This window comes from Elizabethkingia occulta (assembly GCF_002023715.1).
Classification (GTDB): Bacteria; Bacteroidota; Bacteroidia; order Flavobacteriales; family Weeksellaceae; genus Elizabethkingia; species Elizabethkingia occulta.
Window position 1 is genome coordinate 332,377 of record NZ_MAHX01000005.1, and the last position, 25,123, is coordinate 357,499.

Sequence of the window (25,123 nt, forward strand, 5' to 3'; positions counted from 1 at the left end):
CTTTTAAATCATCTCAAATTAATAAAAAAATATAGTAAGTCTTTTTTATATTTCAATTATATTCTTTCATAGCCTCTGCACTTTTATTTTCTAAAGTATTTTCTGACAATTACAATCTAGGCTTTACCTGAATATTCAGATTATACCTTAAACCTGGTATAATTTTAATATTTGGAATTTTTAGATTTGTCTGTGTTACTCCACCTATAGTCATAGTAGCAATAGTAAGTTCGGCAGTTGTAGTATCTGCACTTAACTTTGATATTCCACCGCTAATTATATTAGTTCCCAGCCCCGAAAACGAAATACTCTTGTTCACTTGTGTTCCAGGAGGATACTGTAAGCTGCCATTAGACAATAATATACCTGTATTAGGATAATGAGGAGAGAAGTAGGCAGAAATATCCGATATATTATTTCCGGTTAATGAAGAATCCATCGTTAATGTAACCTGACTGGTTTTATGTTTTAAAACAACATTAAGATAATTTGTACCCTCTCCAGAAACAGGAGTATCTTTTCTAAAATACATAAAGTCTTCGATATCCATAACTAACAGAAAAGCTCCCGATAATCTTGAACTGATTGATATATCCGGGACCCCAGTGGCACTATTCACCGAGTACGCTATAAAAGTATAATTTTGACCTCCATTAAGATTAAGAGCAGGTGTAACGGAAATATTATCTTCTTTACCCCGGACAAAATTACGATCTGTTACATATCTGCCACTGGCATCATATACTACAATCTTGTACATTATATTATCTGCCAATTGCTGAGATTTAGATTCAGTTGCGGCCATCAAATTATTCTTCCCAGAGGAAGCCTGGAAAGAAGCAGCCTGCGTTAAAGATTCTTTTGTAAAAGTTGCCAGCAGACTGTATCTGTCACTGAAGGGTATTTCCTGTACCTGAGTTGTCTCCGTCAATACAGTTGTATTTTTATGATCAGCAGAAGCAGTTGGCTTTACTTCAGAATCATTTTCGTATGTACTTCCCTGGAGATTAATTTTTACAGAAGCTGTTCCGCCAGTAATATTACTTTCTGTTTCGGCACTTCTGCATGATGTAAGCCACAGAGCAAGGACAGACATTCCAATAATACGTCCCGCTCCAAATAATTGTTGTTTTATCATATTCATTTAATTTGTAATCTTCCAAGTTGTAAAAAAGCATTCATATATATTTATATTACAATTTTTATAACATAAAGTATACTATACATAATAAAAACCACAAAGTAAATGAAAAATAAAGCTAAAACATTTATTATCTTGTTGTTTTAATATTAAATTGATACTAAATAAAATACATTTAGTTAAAATATCATTTGTACTATATTCTTAAAACAGTTTAAGAAGGTTACGAAATATAAAACTGAACTTTGCCATATCATAAAAAGAAGAAAATGAAAAATCAGTTTCAACAATTATTTCTAAGAATAACTTTATCCGTAACAATGCTTTCTGCAGTAGCGGACAGATTCGGTTTCTGGGGAAATAACTCAACATGGGGAAATTGGGGAAATTTTGAGATTTACACCAGAAAACTCACTTTTTTCCTTTCTGAGACCTTAAGTGTTGTCTCTGCCTATATAGCCACCTCTTTGGAAATATTATTTTCTGGAATGTTGATTATTGGCTATAAAATAAGAATTGCATCTTATGGATCTGGAATGCTTTTACTCATTTTTGCTCTATCAATGACAATAGCATTCGGAGTCAAAGCGCCACTGGATTATTCTGTATGGGTAGGATGTGCGGGAACTTTCTTACTGGCTGTGCAAAAAAAATATCCATACAGTATAGATCACATGTTTAAAAAAAAATAATTTAAATCTTCTCATATAAATGATAAAAAAATCTTCCGGAATCGGAAGATTTTTTTATCATTTATAGTAATTTATTATTAGGCTTCTTCAGCTACTCCTTCGGCTACCAATACTCTCCATCCGAAAGGATCTTCAAGTAAGTTAGACTGGATTCCTACTAATTCATTTTTAAGGCTTGCAGCATAACTTTCTTCATCAGAAAGTTTAGGAAGCATTAATTTTTCTCCCTGGTAACCAATAGCTTCAAACTGGCTGGTTACAACTGCAGTACCCACACCCCAAATTTCTTTTAATGTTCCTTCTTTGTGAGCATTAATTACAAAGTCTACAGGTACTTTATCTACAACAACTTCAATTCCTCTTTTCTTAGCTAACTGGATAAAACTGTCACGTGTTACACCATCCAGAATTCTTTCTGATGTCGGTGGTGTATAGATTGTATCTCCTACACGTACAAAAACATTCATCGTACCACTTTCTTCAAAATAACTGTGTGTAGCATCATCTGTCCAGATAATCTGCTCATATCCTTGCTCATTAGCCAGATCTGTTGGATAAAAAGCACCTGCATAGTTACCTGCAGCTTTTGCAGATCCCACCCCGCCGTTAGCAGCTCTTGAATAAAAATCAGAAATCAATACAGATACCGGAGCTGTATAATAAGCTTTAGCCGGGGTTGCTATAATTGCGAACATATATTTTTCAGACTTACGTGCCTTTAACGCCTCTTCTGTAGCGAAAATAAGTGGTCTGATGTATAATGAAAATCCTTCTCCCTGAGGAATCCATGCTCTGTCTATATCCATAAGAGCTTCAAGTCCTTTAAGGAACATTTCTTCAGTTACCTCTGGCATTGCTAAACGCTTAGCAGATTTATTAATTCTTTCAAAGTTTTTCTCCGGGCGGAAAAGGAAAACATCTCCATCTTTGTCTTTATAGGCTTTCATACCTTCAAAGCAAGCCTGTCCATAGTTTACACCCATCATAGCTGGAGTAAAAGGAAATGGACCATAAGGCATAACTCTTACATCTCCCCATTTTCCATCCTCGTATTCACATATAACCATATGGTCTGTAAAAGTTGTTCCGAATGAAAAATTGTCTTTATCGAAAGTATCGATTCTTGATGCCGAAGTTTTCTGAATTATCATTTTTAATTTTTTAAAGATTATTATTACAAATATAACAATTTTTTCAAATAGCCGAAATTTAATTATCTTTGATAAAAAATATTCATGCTCAGAAGTCTGAAAACTACGCAAGACGGAAGTAAAACACTGCACGTTAGTAGCTTAGATGAAACCTACCACTCTCATCATGGTGCATTACAGGAAGCCAAACACGTGTTTATTAAAAACGGAATAAACAGATTAAAAAAATATGAAATTAATATTCTAGAGCTTGGTTTTGGAACAGGACTTAACGTTTTAGTAACATTAGATGAATATTTAAAAACTGATATTTGTCATAAAATTAATTACTACTCCTTAGAAAAATATCCACTGAAACTGGAAGAAGCAACCAGTCTGGAGTACGATAAATTCTTTGAAAATGAAATTGTAAAGAAGGCTTTCACCACAATTCACTGTACAGATTGGGGAAAATCAGAAAATATTGAAAAAGATTTCTTTCTTCAGAAAGTGGAAGAAGACTTTTATAATATTAAAGATATTGAAATGCCACCTATAGACTTGGTGTACTTCGATTGCTTTGGTGCACGTGTGCAACCTGATCTTTGGGAAGAGCCTTTGGTAAAAATGGTTGCTGAAAAAATGGCATCGGGAGGTTTGTTCACTACCTATTCTTCCAAAGGAAGTTTACAACGTATCCTAAAAGGACTTAACTTTGAAGTTGAGAAACTGGAAGGACCAAAGGGTAAACGAGAAATGATTAACGCATGGAAAAAATAGATAGATTCAATATACGGGTATATGCTTTATGCATAGAAGATCAGAAAATATTAACGCTTTTTGAAAGTTACGCTGGAGAAAAACTGATAAAACTACCCGGAGGGGGATTGGAATTCGGTGAAGGAGTCACCGAATGTCTTCACCGTGAATTTATGGAAGAACTCAATGTGAAAATAGAGATCCTGGAGCATTTCTATACCCAGGAGGGCTTTATGCAGTCCAGATTCAGAAGCAATGAACAGCTTCTTACAGTATACTATCTTGTGAAAATTACGGATCCGGAAAATTTCAGAATTATAGATACAGAAATAGAAAAAGCCGAATGGTTACCCATTTCGGCTTCTAATCCTTTTCCGCTTCCCATAGACCATTTGGTTTTTGAAAAGCTTCAGACGAAACTTTTAAAATAAGTCGTTCAGTAATTTAGCAAGTCTAAGACCTCCGTTTACCAGCTGCTGCTCTAAAAGTCCGTCGTATTTATAACCATATCCGTAGCTAAGATTAGATCCGGAAGGAGTATTTGCGTAGATATTATTGGCCAGTTTATGTGTTTCGTAAATCCAGTCTGCTACAGTTCCGCTTTGTACTTTTTTTACTTCATCTTTAGTTTTAATATCTATAAGTTTAGCAAATTCAGTATAGCTGTATTTTTGTGAATCGATCAAATCACTATCCCAAACACTGTGAAGATTGGTCTTTTTACCGAAATATATAACGTCAATCTTGTTACCTCCAAGATCTCCAGCTCTGCCCGTATGCATTGGTTGCGCCATATCACCAACGATGTGAATAAGGAACATTAAAGCAATTTTTCGGTCTTTATCAGATGTGTTTTTATTTTTAATCTGCTCAGAAAGTGTTTTAATCTGGGTATACATTGTAGGTCCTGCCTGTGCTTCAAGATTCTCTTTAAAAGCTTTAAAGTCCGGCTGAGGGTCTATATTTACATAATGCCATGTAGATGTGGATTTCCACACACCTGTTGTATCGGATTTGATAAAGTCCGGCCAGTTTGCCCAATAAGCCAGTCTTTCTTTTCCAAAGATATGCTTAAGATGTCTTCTCGCTTTACCATTAAGATGATTCTCCGCAATCTCTGCAATAATACGGTGCCCTGTAAGTCCCCACGCAAATGCTTGCATTGAGCTTAGTGCAAATGCACAAAAAAGCAGCCTTGTTAAAATTCGTTTCATACAATTATCTATTATTATTTATGCTGGCAAAGATATAAAAGAAAAGCCTTTCAAAAATGAAAGGCTTGTATATAAGTTTAGTCAACCGACTTCTTTACTTTAAAATCTTTATAACCGGGATAAGGAGTCAAATATCCGTAGTTCCAATTGGATTGCAGCAGAGATTCAATAAATTCGTCATCTCTGTTCAAATAAGGATTATATTCTTTCTTCAACTCAATATCTGCAGCTTTACCTTTCAGATTCCACCAGAAAGCACTCCATCCACCTCTTAAATCCCTGATAATTGTAAATACAGTTTTACCAGTTGCTCTGTTCATCAATTTGGCAAAAACCTGACCTTCTGTCGTAGTAAGATCTCTTAACTTTGCTTCATAACGGTCTGCTAATTCATTTTGTCTTTTTCTGGCATAAGATCTTCTGTCATCTTCATTTACCTTTTCAAGATCAGCTTGTAGACTTCTATATTGCTCCAAAGCATTTACAAATAATGGGTAAACTCTAAAAAGCTTCTTATTCAGAAATTCAAAATAATTTCTATCTAACTGATTATTGAAATGAGGCTTATTAACTAGCTTTATCTCATCCATTTCGATGAGCTTATCTCCATTATCTTCTGTATATATTTTTGCTTGTAATTTATCGTCCCAATAGTATTTGCGACCGTCTTTATCGACCTGCATCTTGACGTTTCTCTCATCTTTCAATTCACCTATAGTTGCTATAGTATCGACCTTCTGACTATATGCCAAAATTGCCATAAAGAAACAAATCAGACTAAAAATTCTATATTTTTTCATAATTTTACGAGTAATGACGTATAACAAAAATCATACCTTAATACATGAAATTCAATAAGACCTCTATTAAATTTTTAGAAAATTACCTAAACACTTCATCTCCAACAGGTTTCGAACACAATGGACAAAAAGCCTGGACTGAATATATCAAACCCTATGTAGACAAAATTGAAGTCGACAACTACGGTACTGCATACGGAATTATAAATCCTGAAGCTGAATTCAAAGTGGTTATAGAAGCACATGCTGATGAAATATCATGGTACGTTAACTATATTACCGACGAAGGCTTTATCTATGTTATCCGTAACGGAGGTTCCGATCAGGTAATTGCACCGTCCAAGGTAGTAGATATTCATGGAGAGAAAGGTGTTGTAAAAGGGGTATTCGGATGGCCGGCTATTCATACCCGTGCAAATCAGAATGAACCAACACCAAAACTGGACAATATCTTTATCGACTGTGGCGCTACTTCCAAGCAGGAAGTAGAAGACCTTGGAATCTTTGTAGGTTGTATGATTACCTATCCAGACACTTTCTTTGAGCTCAATGACAGGTATTTTGTCTGCAGAGCACTGGACAATCGTATCGGTGGATTTATGATCGCAGAAGTAGCAAGACTTCTTCAGGAAAACAAAAAGAAATTGCCATTCGGATTATACATTACCAACTCTGTACAGGAAGAAGTAGGTTTATATGGTGCAGAAATGATTGCAGATACCATAAAGCCAAACATTGCTATTGTTACAGATGTAACCCATGACACGACAACTCCGATGATTGAAAAGAAAAAAGAAGGTGATCAAAAATGTGGTAACGGACCTGTCGTTTTCTTTGCTCCAAGTGTACATCATACTATCCGCGAATTAATTATCGATACAGCTAAAAAGAAAAAAATACCTTTCCAGAGAGCCGCAGCCAGCCGTGCAACAGGTACAGATACAGATGCTTTTGCTCATTCCAATGGTGGTGTTCCTTCTGCATTAATTTCATTACCTTTACGATACATGCATACCACTGTAGAAATGGTAAGTAAAGAAGATGTCGGGAATGTGATTCAGCTTATTTATGAAACATTACTGAAGATAAAACCTGATATGAATCTTAAGTATTACTAAATCAACCCTAAAAATAAATCTAATAATGATTAATAAAACTGTTAAAAATGTACAGGAAGCCTGCGACGGGATCCAGGACGGCATGACCATTATGCTTGGAGGTTTCGGTCTCTGCGGAATTCCTGAAAACTGTATTGCAGAATTAGTAAAAAAGGAAGTGAAAGACCTTACCTGTATTTCTAACAATGCCGGAGTCGATGATTTTGGACTTGGCTTACTTCTTCATAAAAGACAAATCAAGAAGATGATTTCTTCTTATGTAGGTGAAAATGCAGAATTTGAACGTCAGTTGCTTAGTGGTGAACTTGAAGTAGAACTGATCCCACAGGGTACATTGGCTACACGCTGTATGGCTGCAGGATACGGAATGCCGGCGGTCTATACCCCTGCAGGTGTAGGTACTGAGGTTGCTGAAGGTAAAGAAGTACGCAACTTCGATGGTAAGGATTATTTACTGGAATATGCTTTCGATGCGGATTTTGCAATTGTAAAAGCCTGGAAAGGTGATACTGCCGGAAATCTTATTTTCCGTTCTACCTCAAGAAACTTTAATCCTGTAATGGCTATGGCAGGTAAAATAACTATTGCTGAAGTTGAAGAGTTGGTTGAAGTCGGAGAACTTAACCCCGATGAAATTCATACTCCTGGAATTTATGTTCACAGAATATTCCAGGGGGATCACTATGAAAAAAGAATTGAACAAAGAACGGTAAGAAAAAAATAGTAATAATGATTTGAAAATTTGAAAATGGGCTAATGAGAAATGATAAGGAAAATATTATTGTTGCTAAATCATTCCGTTTCGCTTTGAAAATCATTGACTTTTCCAGCAAAATCGAAACAGCAAAAAAATATTCCTTAGCCAGCCAAATATTCAGGAGTGGAACATCAAGGAGCCAATATAAGAGAGGCTCAAAATGCTGAAAGCAAAGCTGACTTCATCCACAAAATGAAGATTGCAGCAAAAGAAGCAGATGAACTTGAATACTGGTTGTTACTTTGTAAAGAATCTCCACATTTAATAAGCCCTACTTCGGATTTATTTGAAGAATTAACATCAATAATCAGTATCTTAACAAAGATTATTGCAACTTCAAAGAAATCCTGAAAACATGTATTTTCAAATTTCCAAATTGCCAAATTTTCAAATTATTAAAGATGTTAACAAAAGAACAAATTGCACAACGTATTGCAAGAGAAATAAAAAATAACAGTTATGTTAATCTGGGTATTGGGATTCCTACATTGGTGGCCAACTATATTCCAGAAGGTGTAAATGTTGTGTTACAATCTGAGAACGGTTTATTAGGTATGGGGCCTTTTCCTTTTGAAGGAGAAGAAGATCCGGATCTTATTAACGCTGGTAAACAAACCATCACTACCCTTCCCGGGTCTGCTGTTTTCGACTCGGCACTGAGCTTTGGAATGATCAGAGCACAGAAAGTAGATCTGACTATTCTTGGTGCTATGGAAGTTTCAGAGAACGGAGATATTGCCAATTGGAAAATTCCAGGTAAGATGGTAAAAGGTATGGGTGGCGCTATGGACCTTGTAGCTTCTGCGAAAAATATTATCGTAGCAATGCAACAGGTAAACAAAAATGGTGAGAGTAAGCTATTACAAGAATGTACATTGCCATTAACAGGTGTAAAATGTATTAAGAAGATTGTTACAGAGCTTGGTGTTTACGAAGTACTTCCTGAGGGCGGATTCAAAATTTTGGAAAGAGCTCCTGGGGTAAGTATGGAAGAAATAAAGGCAGCAACAGCCGGAAAGCTTTATGCAGATGAGAATGTCCCGGAAATGGTCTTCTAAACAATAATTAAAGTCAGCTTTTAGCTGGCTTTTTCTTTTGCCTTACTTTTCCTGATAAATCAGCGGGAGTTGACTTAAAAATAAATATGAAGTAACCATAAATACTAAATACCAGTATAATAACAAAAAACAGGCAAATAAAGAAACCTCCCCAGCTAAGATCCGATTCACCGGCCAGTTTACCGAGCATGGCTTTTGTCATCAATAATGCCATAAAAATCATCATCCCGGGAATAACAAGGTATCCAAAGATTACTGTTGCAAATAGTGCCGCTTTATCTTTCAGATACTGATTTCGCAGACCATATCCAAGAATAAAAAGTAAACCGGAATAAAAGACTGCCATGAATACTAATTCTCCAAAATAGATGATATATCGCTTTGGATTGAAGGCATAAGCATAATTCATCCCTTCTTTATAACCTACTTTTACAGAAGATCCTTCAGAAAAGCGTTCTTCAGAAGCCATATTCAGCGGAATATTGATGATCTGGTTATTCTTATCTGCAAAACCTACTAAAGGTCTGTATTCAGAAACTCCCAGGTTCTTTTCACGTACACCTACCCTGTAAGATGGATCAATTACTTTAGCAGAATATTTCGGAAGAGAGAATTCATGACCTATCTGCTTTACAGCTGCTCCTGTCAGAATAACAGTAAATAAAATCACAATATAGCTGACTGCTGATGCATAAGACAGCGAAAAAAAATAATTAAGTCTGGTTACCTCTTTCTGAGATAGCCTTAAAAAATTATGGGCTAGTCCAATAGAAACAAGCCCTGTAATAAGGTAGAACCACCAGGAAAGTTCTATGGTTTCCAGCTGCATGCTAAAACCCTTAACTGCCTTTTCCTGATAGTAAAAATCCATTTAGTCTAAGCTAAAATATCTTTGTACTCATCGGAACTATGCAGAACTCTGTTTGCGTATGGACACAATGGTATTATTTTAATATTATTCTCACGTGCATAATCTACACCAGCATTTACCAACTGCTTCCCTATTCCTCTTCCTCCGAAGGCTTCGTCCACTTCGGTATGATCAATAATAATTTTATCTTCTCCGGCTACCGAGTATGTCATTAGTCCAACAACTCTGTCGTATTCAATAGCTTCAAATACTCCTTTTGATACTTCTCTTTTGTGTTTTATTTCCATTTTATAATCAATTTAAATGTTATTATTTTATTTTAATGAAAGCATCTGCTCTCTCATAAAGATCATTCTTTTCTTTTTCTTTTTTATCAGATATCAAAATACCTGAAAGATGGTCTATTTCATGCTGAAAAATAACTGCAGTAAAACCTTCTACTATTTCGGTATGCTTTTTACCTTTCAAATCCGAATATTCCAACTGTATAACTTTGCTTCTGTAGAATTGGTCTCTGAAATCGGTAATTGACAAATCCCCTTCAGGTCCAAGGTTTTGCAATTGTGATTTCCACAGAATTACAGGATTCAGAAAATATTCCAGTGGCTTGCCTTCTTTATCAAAACGCTGAACCCAAATTATTTTTCGGTTAATTCCTACCTGAGGGGCAGCAATACCAACTCCGCTGCCTGTAGAAAGCAGGGATAGTTTCATCCGTTCAACCAGAATAGCCGTATTCGGATCTTTTGGATCAATATCTGCAGACATACCAAGCAGTGTTTTACTATGTCCAGGCTCACTTACGTTATAAACAGGTAATGCAGTATGAATATCTCCCTGTTTTATAATAGAAATTTCATTTGAAGTTAGTTTCTGAGCACTAAGCAATCCTGCACATACAACTAACAGAAGTGTTATTTTTTTCATTTTTGTGATACTAGATATTAATTGTAGCCTTCTAATTATCCGGGAAGAAAGTTCTTTTTGGCCAGTTCTCTTCGGACACGGCTAAGACTTTCCGGGGTTATCCCCAGATATGAAGCGATCATCCACTGAGGAACTCTCATCATAAGGTTCGGATAAGTCGTAATAAAATCCAGATATCGCTCTTCTGCAGTAGCACCTAATAATTGTGATACTCTTTTCTGGAGCTGACGAATGTGACGGTGCAGCAAAAATTCAGATTTTTCAATCGCATCTTTGTACTCCTTACTCAGATTAATAAAAAATTCAGGTTCCAGGATTACAACAACAGTATCTTCCACAGCCTCTATTGTAAAGTCTGTAGCAAGTCCGAAATAAGAACTATTTCTGTCCCCTAGCAGCCAGTTTTCCGGTGCAAAGTACAATACATGTTCTTTTCCGTTTTTATCCGTAAAAAACTGACGGAGAAGCCCCTGCTCTACAAAATAAAGTTCTTTATTAATTTCACCTGCTCTCACAAGTACTCTTCCTTTTGGAACTGTTTTTAGCTTTATGAGATTCTCGCAAACCGAAACCTGCTGATCCTGAATGCCAAAAAGCTGTTGAATATATTTTGAAAAATTTTCTGTTATCATTCTTCTAAGGTAGTAATTCCAGGTTTATATTCTCATGTGAAGCCTTGTAGATGGCAGCTCCATTTTCCAATACAATGATCTGCGGACTTTCATGTCTTATCATAAATTGTTCGGCAATCTGATTGGAAATAGGTCTGAAACGCAACAAATCCAAATAATAGAACTTGTATCCTTCCGGGGCATGTTTGTTAAGATCTGCTTCAAAATTTCTTAGAACCATTTTACTGATAAAACAGCTTGTAGAATGTTTAAAAATTGCCACTTTGGAATGCTTAGACTCCTCAACAACCTTATCCAAATCTTCAGATGATTCTATGGTAAGCCACGGACTATTCCTTAGTTCTTCTTTATTTTTAAATAAATCAAATATTCCCATTTTACTTTTGTAATGTTAATTGTATATGCCCTAAATGATGGTTACAATGCCAATCATAGGTTGCCAGTGCTGTATAGAGCGTAATCTCATTATTATGCTCAGGATGCACAAATATTCTGTGATAATCCTCGGTGGTCATACTTTCCAACAAAACCGTCCAACGATGATGTAGGCCTTCCAATATGGATAATGATGAATCTATAGCCAGATGTTTTGTGTCACTTAATTCTGCCCACAAATTTTCCATATAAGGTTTTATAACCGGTTTATCTTCGGTAAGCGCTAACTTGAATCTTGTAAAGGAATTTATATGAGAATCTGCACAATGGTGTACTACTTGTCGTACTGTCCAGCCATTTTCTCTATATGGAGTATCCAATTGTTCATCGGACATATTTTGTGTCAGCTCTTTTACTTTATTAGGAAATTCCTTTATAACTGTAATCCAGTCCTTTATTTTACCTTCATCAAATTCCACAGGTTTCTGAAATCTTCCGATGGGATATTTTTTCTGCTCTAAATCCATGCAATTCGTTTATCTATCAAATTTACCATAAATTTGTTAATTAAATCATCAAAATGAAAAAAGCATTAATTATAGTAGATGTACAAAATGATTTCTGTGAAGGAGGCTCTTTAGCTGTACCTGGAGCCAGCGAAATTATTCCATACATCAACGGCCTTATGGACAGCGATCAGTACGACCAAATTGTCTTAACACAAGACTTTCATCCAGCCAACCATAAAAGCTTTGCTTCTAACAACAGCAGAAATATAGGCGAAACAATTATATTAAACGGTATTCCTCAGTTTATGTGGCCTGACCACTGTGTACAGGGAACTTCTGGTGTAGAATTTCACCCTGCATTAAATCGTGCCAAGGCAACACATATTATTCAGAAAGGCAAAAACCCTGAAATTGATAGCTATAGCGCATTCCAGGACAACAATCACTTTATGAAAACAGGTCTTACTGATTTTCTAAAATATCATGATATTGAATTGGTAGAAATAGCTGGACTTGCATTAGATTATTGTGTAAGAGCTACTTGCCTGGATGCCGTAAAAGAAGGTTTCATTACCTGTCTCCATTTCAATGGTACGCGTGCTGTAAATGTAAAGCCAGACAGCGGAAAAGATACTATTTACGAACTAATCGAAAATAAAGTAAGTGTTTTGGCATAACTAAAACCATTTAAAGATTAGAAAAATCTAATGATAAAGGCAGTTTCTTTTAAAATAGAAGCTGTCTTTTTTATATATCTTTGCCTGCTTTAATCAATATGAAACTATGAAGAAACTTTTACTATTTATTCCTCTGATTTCTGCGTCCTTATTACAGGCACAAAAAATTGAAATTTCGGTAGCATACGGAACCCCTTCTGTATTTGGGGTTAGCAGCTCACTTTACGATTTTGTCGGAAATGCCATTACAGGGAATCTAGAAGAAACATCTAGTAGTAATGGTGTTCTAAGCCTTAATGTTATGATGTACAATCGTGATATGAAATGGCGCTATAGTCTGGAATTCAATCTTGAATCTTTCGACGAAAAAGGAACCGGCTTTACAAGCCAATCACTAGTTTCGGTTCAGCCAAGAGTCGATTATTTTTGGTCAGGGGCAGATAGAAAATTAAGGCTCTATTCCGGAGTGTCCGCAGGAGTTTTATTTAAAAATGCAAAATATATTGACAAAACTTCTAAAGCTGAAGAGAAAGATAATCTTACAACTTTTGGCTTCAATATTATGCCTATGGGCCTTAGATACGGAAAAGATTTTGGTGTTTTTATAGAACCTAATATTGGGACAAGAGGTCTTATAAATGCTGGTGTCTCCTATATTTTCTAAAAAGCATTGGTATCTTATCTTTTCTTAAAATACAAACATCACAGGTTTCAGAAACCTGTGATGTTCAAGAATAAAAAAGAGGCTGTCCCAGAAGATGTGTTATGTTGAGCTTCGTCGAAACATTTACATTCACAAAACACTTATAATAAATAATCCTTCAACAGGCTCAGGATGACAAATTGCAATAACTTTTAACTTTTGTGACAACCTCTTTTTGTTTATTTGGTTACTAAAATGCTTAATTTACTGTAAGCGGAATTTCCACAGGCGTTGTGTCATTATTAAAAATATCTGTCAGCGTAAGCTTTACTGTATAATTACCTTTTGCCAAAGTTGTAGTGATAGCCTCTGTACGTTGTTCAGGTTTTATTTTCTGAACGGTTTGTACAACTGCCCCACTACTGTTTAGCACTTGTATATTATAAGATAATTGTGGTGCTTTGGTATCGTTAATAGCCCATGAAACTGTAACTTTATTACTTCCATACTGTGCTGTTGCAGAAGTTCTTTCCAGATTCTGAATTACCGGAGCCGCTCCCTGATTAGTCTGAGTCGGCAATTGCAAGGTTCTTCCTGTTCCAAATGCAGTATCTGGTACCGTAGTACCACCATGAACCATAAAATAAGCATCTTCACCTGCATCATATCCCGAATTGAATGCACGATCGAAATACCCATTTCTGCCCTGATCTCCACTATTGGCACTAAAGTTTCTGCTTGTTGACTTTTGCCAGGCATTATTGGAATCTAAACTCCATGCATCTTTAAGATAAGCCTTACGCACATATCTACCATCATATTTAGGATTATCTCCTACCCAGTTTTCAAGAAATGTATCGATATAAGTTCCAAGATTTCCTGTTGATGCATCTCTGTAAATAGTTGAAGTCAGGAACCATTTTCCGGTCGCCAGATCTTGTATAAAATTGGCAATATAGATTTTCCCGTTCTCTTTCCAGGAGCGCAATACTACATTGTACCAATTGTTTAGCTTCCATTGGTATGGATTAATTGTTTTTTGCCCGTCTCCTTCTCCTCCAAATCTGCTGGCTACAGTTTTTGACCCAAGATAGCTATAACCGGCATAGCTGCCACCGGCAGTATTTTTATCCCATAAAGATGCGATCAGGATATTAGGTGTTCCAAAGCTTTTATCTGGTGTCTGCTGCAATCCTGCATAACCACCACTATAGTTAATCACAGAGAAATATTCTGTCAATGCAGATCTCGTAATCTTAACCTTATTCATCTGCAAAACAGCATCTGCGGGAAAGTAATAAGTTAAATGTTGGGAAGGAGCTGCATTGCTCCCTGTAAGCTGAATGTTCGGTAGATCTTGTTCTGTGAGATTTGTAACAATACCTTTTGCAGAATTTTCTGCGCTGGTGTTTTGAGCTGAGTTTTCTGATAATGAATCTCTGTTACATGAAGACAGAAGCATAATCACCGCTAAGGATGATAATGAAATTGATTTTTTCATAATAAATTAGTTTTTAAAATTATACGATTTGGTAATTAGATAAAGTTAAAAATAAAATATCAGAAAATTGATAATGCAAAAAAAAGAGTTTCATAAAGAAACTCTTATATTATTGATTAAAGCATTTTTAGATTATTCACCTCCTGTTCTGTAAGGATTCTCCAATGCCCTCTTTTTACATTCTTCTTAGTAAGACCTGCAAACATTACTCTGTCTAAGCTTTCAACTTCGTAGCCCAATCTTTGGAAAATACGACGTACAACTCTGTTCCATCCGATGTGGATTTCGATACCAACTTCTGTTTTAGGTTTTCCTTCGATGTAAGAAATATTATCTACCTCTGCAACACCTTCCTCAAGACGAATACCTTCACGAATTGCCTGAAGATCCTCGATAGAGAGTTTTCTGTCCAATACAACATGATATATCTTTTTCATCCCGAATGATGGGTGTGTAAGTTTTTTAGTCATGTGTCCGTCATTGGTTAACAAGATAACACCAGTCGTTTGTCTGTCTAAACGCCCCACAGGGAAAAGTCTGTATGGAGATGCGTTTGCAACCAGATCCATTACTGTTTTACGTGCTTTCTCATCTTTCGTTGTAGAAAGATAACCTTTTGGCTTGTTTAGTAATACGTATACTGGTTTTTCCGGAGTAATACCTTGTCCATCGAAAACAACTCTGTCTGTTTTCTGAACCTGGTAACCCATTTCAGTAACTACTTTACCATTTACTTCTACCAAACCTTGTGTAATAAGATCATCTGCTTCACGACGGCTGCAAATTCCTGAATTTGCAATATATTTATTAAGACGTATGGTTTCTTTTTCAGGCTTATTGGCTAGCTTATCAAACTTTCTCTTCAGGATATAACCTTTGATTTTCTCGTCATGTTCAGCTTTCCTGTCAAAAGGTCTTTTGAATGATTTAGGTCCACCAAATTTTCGGTCACCTTTTTCGTATTTATCTCTGGAATCGAAAGTTTTACCACCACCTCTCTTTGAGTCGGATGCAGAGCGGGAAGTTTTGTCAAAAGAAGTTTTTCTTTCTCCCTGTTTTCCGTTTTTCTGTCTGTCTGAAAAATTTTTACGTTCTCTGCTCATTTCTATATTCTATATTTTCGGCAAAGTTACGAAAAATAAAAGCTAGTAGTGTAGATAGGTAAGAATTCCGTCAGATAACATGCATAAAATTCCAATAAACACCCATAAACGCAACAGGTTTAGGGCTGAGAAGCTATGAAACTTAGTTCTGTTGAGTAATAAATACACCACAACCACCTGAACAAACATACCTACACAGAAATAGTAGGACATTAGATAGTGTACGGCATTTCCTCTGATAATGAGTGCTGAAACAATAATATTAAGTATAAGCAATACAATAGCAACAATCTTTGCCACTTTTATACCAAACTTATTAGCGATAGTATCATATCCAAAAATGCGATCGGCATTACTGGTCAGAAGGTCTTTAACAATATCTATAGTAAGCAGTATCAGGAACAGAAATGCAGACATCATCATCAAATGTGGTGAATAAGTCTGGTAATAGATAAGCATCCCAAAGAAAGGATAAAGACTGAGTCCAACAAACGTAAGATTATTTACAATCAGAATTTTGCTTAGTTTATGGCTATAAAACCACATCAGAAACTGATAAATCAGAAAGAAGACAAATACCCTTTCCGAAATAAGCGCAGCAATCCCTAGGGAGAGTACATTAAGTGTAAGATAAACATACAAATAATATTTCTGTCCAAGGAAGCTTTGTAGTTTGCTACGGAAAGGTTTTGTTATTTTATCTTTTTCGCGGTCATAAAACTGGTTGATAATACCACCGGCCATTATACTGAGGAAGCTACAAAATATAATTCCGTGTACTTTATAATCGAAAACAAAGCTCTTTAGGCTTTCTTCCTGATTAAATAAAAAGAATGTTGAAACGTATAATGCGAAAATCAGCAGAAATGTGACAAAAGCTCTTGCCCCCAGCAAAAATCCTATAAATACAGATAATCTGGAGAGCAAACGATTCTTCACACTTGTTGAAATTTTAAAATTTAATTATTAGAAACGATAGATAACTTCCTTCTGGAAACCTTCTAACATTTTATCGGCTTTATCATAATCCTTGGTAAAACCAAGAATATAACCTCCTCCTCCGCTACCACAAAGTTTCAGGTAGTATGCATTGGTATCCAGACCTCTTTTCCATGCATTGAAAATATTTTCCGGAATCATCGGTCTGAAATGCTCATATGCCCAGTGCGAGAGTTTTTTCAGATTTCTGAAGAAAGGATTCATATCTTTTTTTAGAAACGCATCAATACAGGCATTATTGTATCGGATAAATTCGTCTTTTAATGTTTTACGGAAACCTTCATTCTTCAGTTTCTCGAAGAAAATCTGAATCATTGGTCCGGTTTCTCCCATCTGTCCGGAATCTATTAAGAAAACAGCTCCTTTACCATGCTCACCCTCAGGTAAAGCAACTCTGTCCAGGTTTTCTTTGTTTTCAATAAGGATTGGCAGATTCATATAGCAAATTAACGGGTCCATACCGGAACTTTTACCATGGAAATAACTTTCCATTTCCCCGAAAACAGCTTTAAGGTGTTTCAGGTTATCTTTCGATATATTTTCCGGATTATGTTTGTTAACTGAATAGCGTTCGAAAATAGCAGCTACTAAAGCTCCTGAACTTCCTACTCCATAGCCTTGTGGGATATTAGAATCGAAGAAAAGACCATTAGAAATATCCTTTTTAAAACTTTCAATATCTAATCTGAAACCTTCGGAAAGATTTAAGTCTGAAAGAAAGTTTGAATATTTCTGCAAATGTTTGTTGGAGTTGGTCTCGAATTCAGAATCTGAGTTGGTTTCTGAAAACTTTAAAGTTCCTTTATAGAAACTATAAGGTACAACGAGCCCCTGAGAATCTTCAATCATTCCGTATTCTCCGAACAAAATTATTTTTGCATAAAATAAAGGATTCGCCATGTGTCTTTTATATGCTACAAAATTACAAAATTTCTATTTTCCGAATGTTATTTTTATTAAAAATATATTCAATAACATTACAATAGATATATAAATTCGGATAGCATTAAGCAAATCTCCGGCCAGAAAATCCTATACAGCTCCCCAAGATAGGATTTTTCTCTAATTTAAATTATCTAAATTATCTTATAGAGTGAACAATAAGCAATAAATTATAAAGTTTATTAAAATTATTCAATGGAAAGTGATTTTTCATAAATTTGGGTTGCATTAATATTGTTAATGCAGCCTATCCATCCAATAATCATAGAATTTGAAAGCAATTTTCCATCATTTTATTTTCAGAATTAGTCAGTGCTTTCGAATTTTCAGCTTTCAGGGTAATGTTGCTTTACCTTTTTTAATTATTGCAGGGGTTTTAATCGCTCTTAAACTTCCTGACAACCGATTATATCCTCTACTTTTCTTTTTGATAGCCTTATCATTTCATTTCAGAAGGAAAGATATTCCTTTTCTAAAAAAAGCTTTCATAAAAAGCTGGCGCTTTATCATCTTCCTTGAATCTGCATTCATTTATTTGTTTTTGCTTCTTGGGAATATACACTACAAGTCCGATATATTAGGCTTAGCAGGATTGCTTCTGGTTACAGGTTTTCCATTTTTTTATCCAAAAGCAAAAATTAATATTACTTCTAAATGGGATTTCATTCCCAATGAGCTTTTTGAGTGGAAATGTTTACTGAGAAAAAATACAGTTACCGCTATTCTAGCCTATATAATTATTATAGCATCTTCCTATCATATTTCCACATTAATTTTCTGTGGGCTGTTTGTTCTGGATTTGTTTCCGAGACTGTATTCCGATAATGAAAATAAAGAAATGCTGGAAATGTATTTCAGAAAATACACTCTGGAAGATAAGATCCTTAAGAATATGAAACTATTCAACCTTGTATTCTTGCCTGTCTATATAGGCTTTTTAATTCTGAATAGAGAAAATAGTCTGCCGTTACTATGCTATATTCTGTTTATGAATTTATTTCTTGTACTGGCATTAACCAGAAAGTACAAAGTCTACCATTATAAAGAGAGGACTAATTATTTTGATATGGGAATATTTTTATCCTATTTTCTCTACACTATATCTGTTATCCCTGCCATTATAATTATTATCGATAACATTAAATCTGCAAAAGAAAATATCAGCAAGTATGTTGGAAATTAAAAACCTGAATGTAAGTTTTAAAACTCAAAATGTTCTTAATAATCTTAATCTGAATATAGAGGAAGGCATTGTTATTGGTATTCTCGGAAAGAACGGAGCCGGAAAAACGACCCTGTTCGAATCCCTGTATCAAAATGTGAAATACAGTGGAGCTATCAAATGGCACAATGAATCTCTAAAAAGGGAAAATATATCTTATTTGGAAACCGAGAACTACTTCTATCCGTACATTACCGGAAAAGAATACCTTGGCTATTTTTCTAAAGATAAAGAGTCAAAATACAAATTGCTAACCGAAAAATTCGGGCTTCCATTAGAAAAATTCGCTCAGGACTATTCCAGCGGAATGAAAAAGAAATTAGCCCTTATAGGGATGCTTTTATTGGACAAACCTGTTAATATACTGGACGAACCGTTTAACGGAGTTGACTTTGAAGGTGTACATGTTTTGTACGACATTATACAGGATCTAAAATCTGAAAACAAAGCTGTTCTTGTAAGTTCTCATATCATAGAAACCTTATTTCATACCTGTGACAAAATCGCCATACTACAAAACGGGAGTATTGACAGGGTTATTGACAAAGTTGATTATCATCAACTACACAATTTCAAGTTTTAAGAAAAGGATTATTGGTTCAGCTCTTCTGCTTCTTCCATTAGTTTAATGTAAGTAGCATAACGGGATTCCAGAATTTCTTCATGTTCTAATGCATCTAAAACGGCACATTTAGGTTCGTTTATATGCAAACAGTTATTGAATTTACAATTCTCGGAAATACTAAAGATCTCCGGAAAATAATGCTGGATTTCTTCTTTCTCAACATCTATCATCGCAAATTCTCGAACTCCGGGAGTATCTATTACCTGACCGCCAAAAGGCCAGAAATGCATCTGAGCAAATGTAGTTGTATGTTTACCTTTCAAATGAATATCGGATATGTCTCCTGTCTTTAAATTCACTTCAGGATTTAAAGCATTTACTAAAGTAGATTTCCCACTTCCTGAGTGCCCGAAGAATACAGAAGTTTTATCTTTTAGAATCTCTCTTAGACCTTCCATATTCAGTTCGGATACAGAAGAAACAAAAAGAGAATCATAACCTATAGACTGGTATACAGTAGCTATATCTTCAGCATACTCCAGTTCTTCCTGGTCTAGCAAATCGGCTTTATTGAAGAGGATTAAAGGCTTTATATCATAAGCCTCACAACATACCAGAAAACGGTCTAAAAAACCTAAAGAAGTTTCCGGCATTTTCAGTGTGAAAAGAATGCAGCCAATATCAATATTGGACGCTATAATGTGAGCCTCTTTAGACAGGTTTACAGCCTTACGGATCAGATAGTTTTTTCGTGGTTCTATCTTTGTAATCCATGCAATATCATCCTGTTCCAGTGAGAACTCAACAAAATCCCCGACTGCCAAGGGATTGGTCAGTCGGGTTTTTATTAATTTGAATTTGCCTCTGATTCGGGCTTCATAAATTTTTCCGGATTCTTGATCTAAAACCTGATACCAGCTTCCGGTAGATTTTATGATAATACCCCTCATAAGCAATAATTATTTGTTAATCATAATGTTATTCTGAACATCAATAGATTCTTCGTGAATAGCGTTGAATACTTTCTCGATAAATTCTCTTGACATTCCAGTTTCATCAGCTTTTTGCGCTGCATATTCAGCAATAACTTTCCATCTGTCCGGTTGGAAGATCGCAATGTTATTTTCTTTTTTCAATGTACCGATTTTCTCAGATACCTTCATTCTTTGATTAAGAAGGCTGATAAGCTGGAAGTCGATATCGCTGATTAATGTTCTGTGTTTACCCATTTCATCTTCGTATCCTGAGATATCCTGATTTCTTGTTTTAAGGTTAGACAGTAATTCAGCTAAAACTTCCGGAGTAATTTGCTGTGCAGCATCACTCCATGCTTCATCCGGATTCGGGTGAGTTTCAATCATAAGACCTTCATAGCCACAGTTTAGAGCTTCCTGAGAGATAGCAGCTAAACCTGTTCTGTTTCCACAGATGTGAGAAGGGTCTACAATCATTGGAATATTTGGAAATTGCTTTTTGAAATCAAGTGCAATTGTCCAGTTTGGAACGTTACGGTATTTAGTTTTCTGGTAATTAGAGAAACCTCTGTGAATTACACCAAGGTTTTTAACATCTTGTCCTAATAATCTCTCCATTGCTCCGATCCACAATGCAAGATCCGGATTAACCGGGTTTTTAACAAGTACAGGTTTGTTTGTACCTCTTAGTGCCTGTGCAATTTCCTGAACTGTAAAAGGGTTTACAGTAGAACGTGCTCCGATCCATAAGATATCTACATCAGCTTCTAATGCTGCAAATACGTGATTTGCATTAGCTACCTCAGTTGCTGTTTTAAAACCGTACTCTTCTTTAACTTTTTTCAGCCAGTTAAGACCAATAACCCCTACTCCTTCAAAACCATTTGGTTTTGTACGAGGTTTCCAGATTCCTGCACGAAATACAGAAACATTGGCGTTGCTCTCTTTAATTCTTCTGGCTGCTTCCAGCATTTGTGACTCGCTTTCCGCGCTACATGGTCCCGCAACTACTAGCGGTGATCCTAGTTCTGATATCCAATCAGACTTTACTTCGTTTAGATTCATATTTAATTTGAGAATTTAGGAAAAATCAAACTTCATTAAATCGTCCAGCTCCTTAAGAAATGGATTCTTTTCTGCAAATTTATCAAATAATTTTCGTTTGGTAATGATTTCTTTTTGCAAAGTTTCATCCTCCACGTATTTACTTTTAATATGAAAATTATTGACTTTACGCTGAAATACAGATAAAAAATCTTTTCTTACGGTCTCAAACTCGGATTTAGCAGCTTCAGAAGGTACTTTTATAAGAATTTTATTTTCATCCTTCTTCTGTAATTTACAGACTTTTATGGCTGAAAACTTCACCGGATCATCATCTTGTAGATTATCTAGAAATTGCTTCCATTCATGCAATAAATCTACTTCAGAAAAATGATTTGCAGGTAAATTATCTTTTACCTCTACCTTTTCCGTCTTTACTTCTTCTTTTTTATTCAGCCATCCGGTAATACTAAAAGAAGAAATATCTTCTAATGATTTTACTTCTTTTGGCTTGTTTGGATTATCTAGTAAAGATGGATTAGCCGTTGTTTCCGTAGAAACCGGTTTCTGATTCTGAGTAACCTGAGTTTGTTCCTGATTCGCTTTAGCTACTGCTTTTAAAAGCGGCGCTAAGATTCTAAACTTTTTTTTTTAGTGGCATCACTTACGGAAAGTGAAGCTAGCTGCATAAGAGCGATTTCAACAGTGAGACGTTGATTTTTAGAATTCTTATAGTTAATATCTGCCTGATTGCATATCTCCAGAGCATCGATAAGTTCCTGTGCGGTCCATTTCTGACTTTGCTCTACATATTTAGCTTTTGTTTTCTCTCCTACTTCTATAAGATTAATTGTATTAGGGTTCTGAGCCATCATCAGATCACGGAAGTGGCTTCCCAGTCCTCCGATAAAAATATGTGGATCAAATCCTTTATTTACAATCTCATTCAGTTTGGATAGAATTCCTGGAATATCATTAGATTTTGCAAAATCTGCAATTTGCAGATAGTAATCGTAGTCTAATATATTCAGTGTTTCTGCCGCCTTGGCAAGTGTTATATTTCTTTGCGTAAAGGTTGTAAGGCGGTCGAAAATGGAAAGAGCATCACGTAAAGCACCATCTGCCTTTTGGGCTACCAAAAACAAAGCATCGTCTTCATATTGAATACCTTCTTTGTCTGCTATCTTGCGTAGATGATTCTGAATATCTTCTATCTGAATTCTTTTAAAATCATAAATCTGACATCTTGATAAAATCGTCGGAATTATCTTATGCTTTTCAGTAGTTGCCAAGATAAAAATAGCATGCGCAGGCGGTTCTTCCAATGTTTTAAGAAAAGCATTGAATGCTGCAGTAGACAGCATGTGCACCTCGTCGATAATATATACTTTATATTTTCCAACCTGAGGAGCAAAACGAACCTGATCAATCAGTTCCCGGATATCGTCTACAGAATTATTTGATGCCGCATCTAATTCATAAATATTAAATGCAAATCCTGTGTCATCCGAAGCTCCTGATTTTTCATTAATTTTTCTGGCAAGGATACGTGCACATGTAGTTTTACCTACACCACGCGGCCCGCAGAAAAGAAGTGCCTGTGCTAACTGATTGTTATCTATAGCATGCTCCAGAGTATCTGTAATGTGGGATTGCCCAACAACGGTATCAAATTCTAATGGGCGATATTTACGTGCAGATACTATAAAGTTTTCCATACCTCAAAAATAAAAAAAAGCTAGACGAAATCAAAAGTTTTTCAGAATTCTTTGATTCTAATTTTTCCTTTGTTAATATTATTTTATACTGTTAAACAAAAAAAAGCGCCTCTAAGTAAATAGAAGCGCTTTTATCTTTTTTATTATCTTAAGATTATTCTCCGTAATGTTGGTTATAATCTTTTATAGATGCTTCTATAACTTTTTTTGCGTGCTCAGCCCCATATACGTCATCGATTCTTACTACAGCTGGCTCAGTTGGTAAGTTTTTATACGAAAGGAAATAATGCTTCAAACGGTTAACTTCAGCTACCGGAAGGTCGGAGATATCTCTCATGTGACCATAAACTTGGTCATCTACTAATACAGCGATGATTTTGTCATCAGCCTCTCCTTTATCAATCATTTTAAAGCCACCGATTGGAATAGCTTCTAAAATCATTCCTCCACCATTGATGTTGTGGCTGCTTAGAACACAAATATCCAATGGATCATGATCTCCTTCTTTAACGTCTACCGAACCATTAGCTACAGCCAAATCCTTTACAGCATCCTCACAGTAAGTCTGTGGAACGAAACCATATAAAGCAGGGATGATATTAGAAAACTTTTGTGGTCTGTCTACTTTCAGGTAACCAGTTTCTTTATCTACTTCATATTTAATAGTATCAGAAGGTACGATCTCTACGAAAACATTTACAATTTCCGGAGCTTTCTCTCCAACACTGATACCATGCCAAGGATGGGCTTTGAATTTAGGGTTCATATAATTGTTTATATTTTAAGTTTTACAATTGCTCCGTAATATGAAATTAACAATTCCAAATACGAAAACAGGGTGCAAAATTACAAATTATTTGAAATAAATGGTTTTAAATTTTAAATTTTGAATTAATTTAATTTTAGAGACGTTTAAAAGCTCTGTTAAACAAGGCCTAACTAATCGAGCAGAACTCTTAATTTTTCTGACTGAATTTGACTGCTAAATTAGAGAATCCCCTCGTCACTGAAACTAAAAAATGATTCCTGAGAAATAATTAGATGATCCAGAAGCTTTATATTCAAAAGCTCTCCGCCATTTTTAAGACTTTCGGTAATTTGTATATCCTGCCGGCTTGGTTTTAAATTTCCAGATGGATGATTGTGCGCAACAACTATAGCTGTTGCAAGATGATCCAAGGCAATACTAAACAATATTCTGGCATCTACAATAGATTGATCGATACCGCCGTGGGTAAGTTTCTCTTTATGAATAATCATATTACTATGGTTGAGAAACAAACACCAGAATTCTTCATGATGCAGATCTCCTAAATATGGATGTAATATATTGAAAGCATCTTTACTGTTGCTTATTACAGGATTTTTAGAAACTTCCTGCAAGGCTTTTCTCCTTCCTATCTCCAGAGCAGCTGCAATAGTTATTGCTTTTACCTCTCCTATTCCTTTATACTCCATCAGATCTTTAACTGTAAGCAAACTCAGCTGATGCCAATTGTTGTTTACAGATCGTAATATTCTTCTTCCAAGGTCTATTACACTCTCTCCTATATTACCAGACCCTATAATAATGGCCAGTAAGTCTGCATCCGAAAGAGCTTCTTTACCTTTCAGTAAAAATTTTTCACGGGGCCGATCATCTTCAGCAAGGGATTTTACTTTCATACTTAAGATCCTGTTGCTGTTAAAGATACGAAATAAAATTAATCCATCAAGAGATATAATTAAAATACTACACTTAAAAATGAAAAT

At 35.4% G+C, this 25,123-nt stretch carries 32 protein-coding genes; 12 read left to right on the forward strand and 20 right to left on the reverse strand.

Annotated features, from left to right (window positions below):
* Window positions 1–109: 109 nt before the first annotated feature.
* Window positions 110–1,138 (reverse strand): hypothetical protein, encoded by a 1,029-nt coding sequence (locus tag BAZ10_RS03710; RefSeq protein ID WP_078770956.1) that lies wholly within the window; start codon window positions 1,136–1,138, stop codon window positions 110–112.
* A 272-nt stretch (window positions 1,139–1,410) separates the two neighbouring features.
* Between BAZ10_RS03710 and BAZ10_RS03715 the strand changes: the two genes are divergently transcribed.
* Entirely contained in the window at window positions 1,411–1,833 is a 423-nt protein-coding gene (locus BAZ10_RS03715) for a DoxX family membrane protein (protein ID WP_078770899.1), read from the forward strand.
* A 77-nt stretch (window positions 1,834–1,910) separates the two neighbouring features.
* On the opposite strand, the gene BAZ10_RS03720 is transcribed toward BAZ10_RS03715, so the two are convergent.
* Window positions 1,911–2,984 carry a branched-chain amino acid aminotransferase gene (locus BAZ10_RS03720; protein ID WP_078770900.1) on the reverse strand — a complete coding sequence of 358 codons (1,074 nt, stop codon included), beginning with the start codon at window positions 2,982–2,984 and terminating at the stop codon, window positions 1,911–1,913.
* A gap of 84 nt (window positions 2,985–3,068) precedes the next feature.
* Here BAZ10_RS03720 and mnmD point away from each other — a divergent pair, with 84 nt between their 5' ends.
* Window positions 3,069–3,743 (forward strand): tRNA (5-methylaminomethyl-2-thiouridine)(34)-methyltransferase MnmD, encoded by a 675-nt coding sequence (mnmD, locus tag BAZ10_RS03725; protein WP_078770901.1) that lies wholly within the window; start codon window positions 3,069–3,071, stop codon window positions 3,741–3,743.
* A complete protein-coding gene (locus tag BAZ10_RS03730; RefSeq protein ID WP_078770902.1) occupies window positions 3,731–4,153 on the forward strand; it encodes an NUDIX domain-containing protein in 423 nt (140 codons plus the stop codon). The genes mnmD and BAZ10_RS03730 overlap by 13 nt, the downstream gene beginning before the upstream one ends.
* On the opposite strand, the gene BAZ10_RS03735 is transcribed toward BAZ10_RS03730, so the two are convergent.
* Together BAZ10_RS03735 and BAZ10_RS03740 are read right to left on the reverse strand one after the other, a co-directional pair.
* Window positions 4,145–4,936: a S1/P1 nuclease gene (locus tag BAZ10_RS03735; RefSeq protein ID WP_078770903.1), complete on the reverse strand. Its 792-nt coding sequence runs from the start codon at window positions 4,934–4,936 to the stop codon at window positions 4,145–4,147. The two genes, BAZ10_RS03730 and BAZ10_RS03735, sit on opposite strands and share 9 nt — an antisense overlap.
* Window positions 4,937–5,013: 77 nt before the next feature.
* Window positions 5,014–5,736, reverse strand: coding sequence for a DUF4294 domain-containing protein (locus tag BAZ10_RS03740; protein ID WP_078770904.1), 723 nt, complete (start codon window positions 5,734–5,736; stop codon window positions 5,014–5,016).
* A gap of 44 nt (window positions 5,737–5,780) precedes the next feature.
* On the opposite strand from BAZ10_RS03740, the gene BAZ10_RS03745 reads away from it, so the two are divergent.
* From BAZ10_RS03745 to BAZ10_RS03760, 5 genes are read left to right on the forward strand one after another with little or no spacing between them, the layout of a single operon-like run.
* Window positions 5,781–6,854, forward strand: coding sequence for a M28 family peptidase (locus tag BAZ10_RS03745; RefSeq protein WP_078770905.1), 1,074 nt, complete (start codon window positions 5,781–5,783; stop codon window positions 6,852–6,854).
* Between the two features lie 25 nt (window positions 6,855–6,879).
* Complete coding sequence (locus BAZ10_RS03750) at window positions 6,880–7,578, forward strand: CoA transferase subunit A (protein ID WP_034867286.1); 699 nt, start codon at window positions 6,880–6,882, stop codon at window positions 7,576–7,578.
* Between the two features lie 32 nt (window positions 7,579–7,610).
* Complete coding sequence (locus tag BAZ10_RS19425; protein WP_311316302.1) at window positions 7,611–7,778, forward strand: four helix bundle protein; 168 nt, start codon at window positions 7,611–7,613, stop codon at window positions 7,776–7,778.
* A complete protein-coding gene (locus tag BAZ10_RS19430) occupies window positions 7,735–7,962 on the forward strand; it encodes a four helix bundle protein (RefSeq protein ID WP_311316303.1) in 228 nt (75 codons plus the stop codon). Before BAZ10_RS19425 ends, BAZ10_RS19430 begins: the two co-directional genes overlap by 44 nt.
* A 50-nt stretch (window positions 7,963–8,012) precedes the next feature.
* Complete coding sequence (locus BAZ10_RS03760; protein ID WP_059324330.1) at window positions 8,013–8,669, forward strand: 3-oxoacid CoA-transferase subunit B; 657 nt, start codon at window positions 8,013–8,015, stop codon at window positions 8,667–8,669.
* Between the two features lie 13 nt (window positions 8,670–8,682).
* Here the strand turns inward: BAZ10_RS03760 and BAZ10_RS03765 are convergent, their stop codons facing one another.
* The 6 genes from BAZ10_RS03765 to BAZ10_RS03790 are packed head-to-tail and all read right to left on the reverse strand — an operon-like array spanning window position 8,683 to window position 12,001.
* On the reverse strand, window positions 8,683–9,540 hold the full coding sequence (locus BAZ10_RS03765) for a hypothetical protein (RefSeq protein WP_078770906.1): 858 nt from the start codon (window positions 9,538–9,540) through the stop codon (window positions 8,683–8,685).
* A gap of 5 nt (window positions 9,541–9,545) precedes the next feature.
* Window positions 9,546–9,827, reverse strand: a complete 282-nt coding sequence (locus tag BAZ10_RS03770) for a GNAT family N-acetyltransferase (protein WP_078770907.1) — start codon at window positions 9,825–9,827, stop codon at window positions 9,546–9,548.
* Between the two features lie 22 nt (window positions 9,828–9,849).
* A complete protein-coding gene (locus BAZ10_RS03775) occupies window positions 9,850–10,467 on the reverse strand; it encodes a peptide deformylase (RefSeq protein WP_078770908.1) in 618 nt (205 codons plus the stop codon).
* Between the two features lie 35 nt (window positions 10,468–10,502).
* Complete coding sequence (locus BAZ10_RS03780) at window positions 10,503–11,099, reverse strand: Crp/Fnr family transcriptional regulator (RefSeq protein WP_078770909.1); 597 nt, start codon at window positions 11,097–11,099, stop codon at window positions 10,503–10,505.
* Between the two features lie 4 nt (window positions 11,100–11,103).
* On the reverse strand, window positions 11,104–11,475 hold the full coding sequence (gene ytxJ / locus BAZ10_RS03785) for a bacillithiol system redox-active protein YtxJ (RefSeq protein ID WP_078770910.1): 372 nt from the start codon (window positions 11,473–11,475) through the stop codon (window positions 11,104–11,106).
* Window position 11,476: 1 nt separating this feature from the next.
* On the reverse strand, window positions 11,477–12,001 hold the full coding sequence (locus BAZ10_RS03790) for a YfiT family bacillithiol transferase (RefSeq protein WP_078770911.1): 525 nt from the start codon (window positions 11,999–12,001) through the stop codon (window positions 11,477–11,479).
* Window positions 12,002–12,054: 53 nt separating this feature from the next.
* On the opposite strand from BAZ10_RS03790, the gene pncA reads away from it, so the two are divergent.
* Both pncA and BAZ10_RS03800 read left to right on the forward strand, forming a co-directional pair.
* Window positions 12,055–12,660, forward strand: coding sequence for a bifunctional nicotinamidase/pyrazinamidase (pncA, locus tag BAZ10_RS03795; protein ID WP_078770912.1), 606 nt, complete (start codon window positions 12,055–12,057; stop codon window positions 12,658–12,660).
* 106 nt (window positions 12,661–12,766) lie between these two features.
* Entirely contained in the window at window positions 12,767–13,324 is a 558-nt protein-coding gene (locus BAZ10_RS03800; RefSeq protein ID WP_078770913.1) for a hypothetical protein, read from the forward strand.
* 238 nt (window positions 13,325–13,562) lie between these two features.
* Here BAZ10_RS03800 and BAZ10_RS03805 read toward each other — a convergent pair whose 3' ends face one another.
* The 4 genes from BAZ10_RS03805 to BAZ10_RS03820 all read right to left on the reverse strand — a co-directional run bounded on the left by BAZ10_RS03805 (window position 13,563) and on the right by BAZ10_RS03820 (window position 17,806).
* The gene (locus BAZ10_RS03805) at window positions 13,563–14,804 is read right to left on the reverse strand and encodes a DUF3472 domain-containing protein (protein WP_078770914.1); all 1,242 of its coding nucleotides are present in this window, start codon (window positions 14,802–14,804) and stop codon (window positions 13,563–13,565) included.
* A 116-nt stretch (window positions 14,805–14,920) separates the two neighbouring features.
* Window positions 14,921–15,907 (reverse strand): pseudouridine synthase, encoded by a 987-nt coding sequence (locus BAZ10_RS03810; RefSeq protein ID WP_078770915.1) that lies wholly within the window; start codon window positions 15,905–15,907, stop codon window positions 14,921–14,923.
* Window positions 15,908–15,949: 42 nt separating this feature from the next.
* Entirely contained in the window at window positions 15,950–16,846 is an 897-nt protein-coding gene (locus BAZ10_RS03815; RefSeq protein ID WP_078770916.1) for a UbiA family prenyltransferase, read from the reverse strand.
* Window positions 16,847–16,873: 27 nt separating this feature from the next.
* Complete coding sequence (locus BAZ10_RS03820) at window positions 16,874–17,806, reverse strand: mevalonate kinase family protein (protein ID WP_078770917.1); 933 nt, start codon at window positions 17,804–17,806, stop codon at window positions 16,874–16,876.
* 313 nt (window positions 17,807–18,119) lie between these two features.
* Between BAZ10_RS03820 and BAZ10_RS03825 the strand changes: the two genes are divergently transcribed.
* Together BAZ10_RS03825 and BAZ10_RS03830 are read left to right on the forward strand one after the other, a co-directional pair.
* A complete protein-coding gene (locus tag BAZ10_RS03825; protein WP_078770918.1) occupies window positions 18,120–19,031 on the forward strand; it encodes a hypothetical protein in 912 nt (303 codons plus the stop codon).
* Window positions 19,018–19,653 carry an ATP-binding cassette domain-containing protein gene (locus BAZ10_RS03830; protein WP_078770919.1) on the forward strand — a complete coding sequence of 212 codons (636 nt, stop codon included), beginning with the start codon at window positions 19,018–19,020 and terminating at the stop codon, window positions 19,651–19,653. Before BAZ10_RS03825 ends, BAZ10_RS03830 begins: the two co-directional genes overlap by 14 nt.
* A gap of 8 nt (window positions 19,654–19,661) precedes the next feature.
* Here the strand turns inward: BAZ10_RS03830 and rsgA are convergent, their stop codons facing one another.
* The 6 genes from rsgA to radC all read right to left on the reverse strand — a co-directional run bounded on the left by rsgA (window position 19,662) and on the right by radC (window position 25,036).
* On the reverse strand, window positions 19,662–20,585 hold the full coding sequence (rsgA, locus tag BAZ10_RS03835) for a ribosome small subunit-dependent GTPase A (RefSeq protein ID WP_078721635.1): 924 nt from the start codon (window positions 20,583–20,585) through the stop codon (window positions 19,662–19,664).
* Between the two features lie 9 nt (window positions 20,586–20,594).
* Window positions 20,595–21,674 carry a chorismate mutase gene (locus BAZ10_RS03840; RefSeq protein WP_034867312.1) on the reverse strand — a complete coding sequence of 360 codons (1,080 nt, stop codon included), beginning with the start codon at window positions 21,672–21,674 and terminating at the stop codon, window positions 20,595–20,597.
* Window positions 21,675–21,689: 15 nt separating this feature from the next.
* Window positions 21,690–22,025, reverse strand: a complete 336-nt coding sequence (locus BAZ10_RS03845) for a hypothetical protein (RefSeq protein ID WP_059324372.1) — start codon at window positions 22,023–22,025, stop codon at window positions 21,690–21,692.
* Window positions 22,026–22,282: 257 nt separating this feature from the next.
* Window positions 22,283–23,371, reverse strand: coding sequence for a DNA polymerase III subunit gamma/tau (dnaX, locus tag BAZ10_RS03850; RefSeq protein WP_009094735.1), 1,089 nt, complete (start codon window positions 23,369–23,371; stop codon window positions 22,283–22,285).
* 154 nt (window positions 23,372–23,525) lie between these two features.
* Window positions 23,526–24,137 carry an inorganic pyrophosphatase gene (locus BAZ10_RS03855; RefSeq protein ID WP_009084574.1) on the reverse strand — a complete coding sequence of 204 codons (612 nt, stop codon included), beginning with the start codon at window positions 24,135–24,137 and terminating at the stop codon, window positions 23,526–23,528.
* A gap of 221 nt (window positions 24,138–24,358) precedes the next feature.
* Window positions 24,359–25,036 carry a RadC family protein gene (gene radC, locus BAZ10_RS03860; protein ID WP_078770920.1) on the reverse strand — a complete coding sequence of 226 codons (678 nt, stop codon included), beginning with the start codon at window positions 25,034–25,036 and terminating at the stop codon, window positions 24,359–24,361.
* Window positions 25,037–25,123 lie beyond the last annotated feature (87 nt).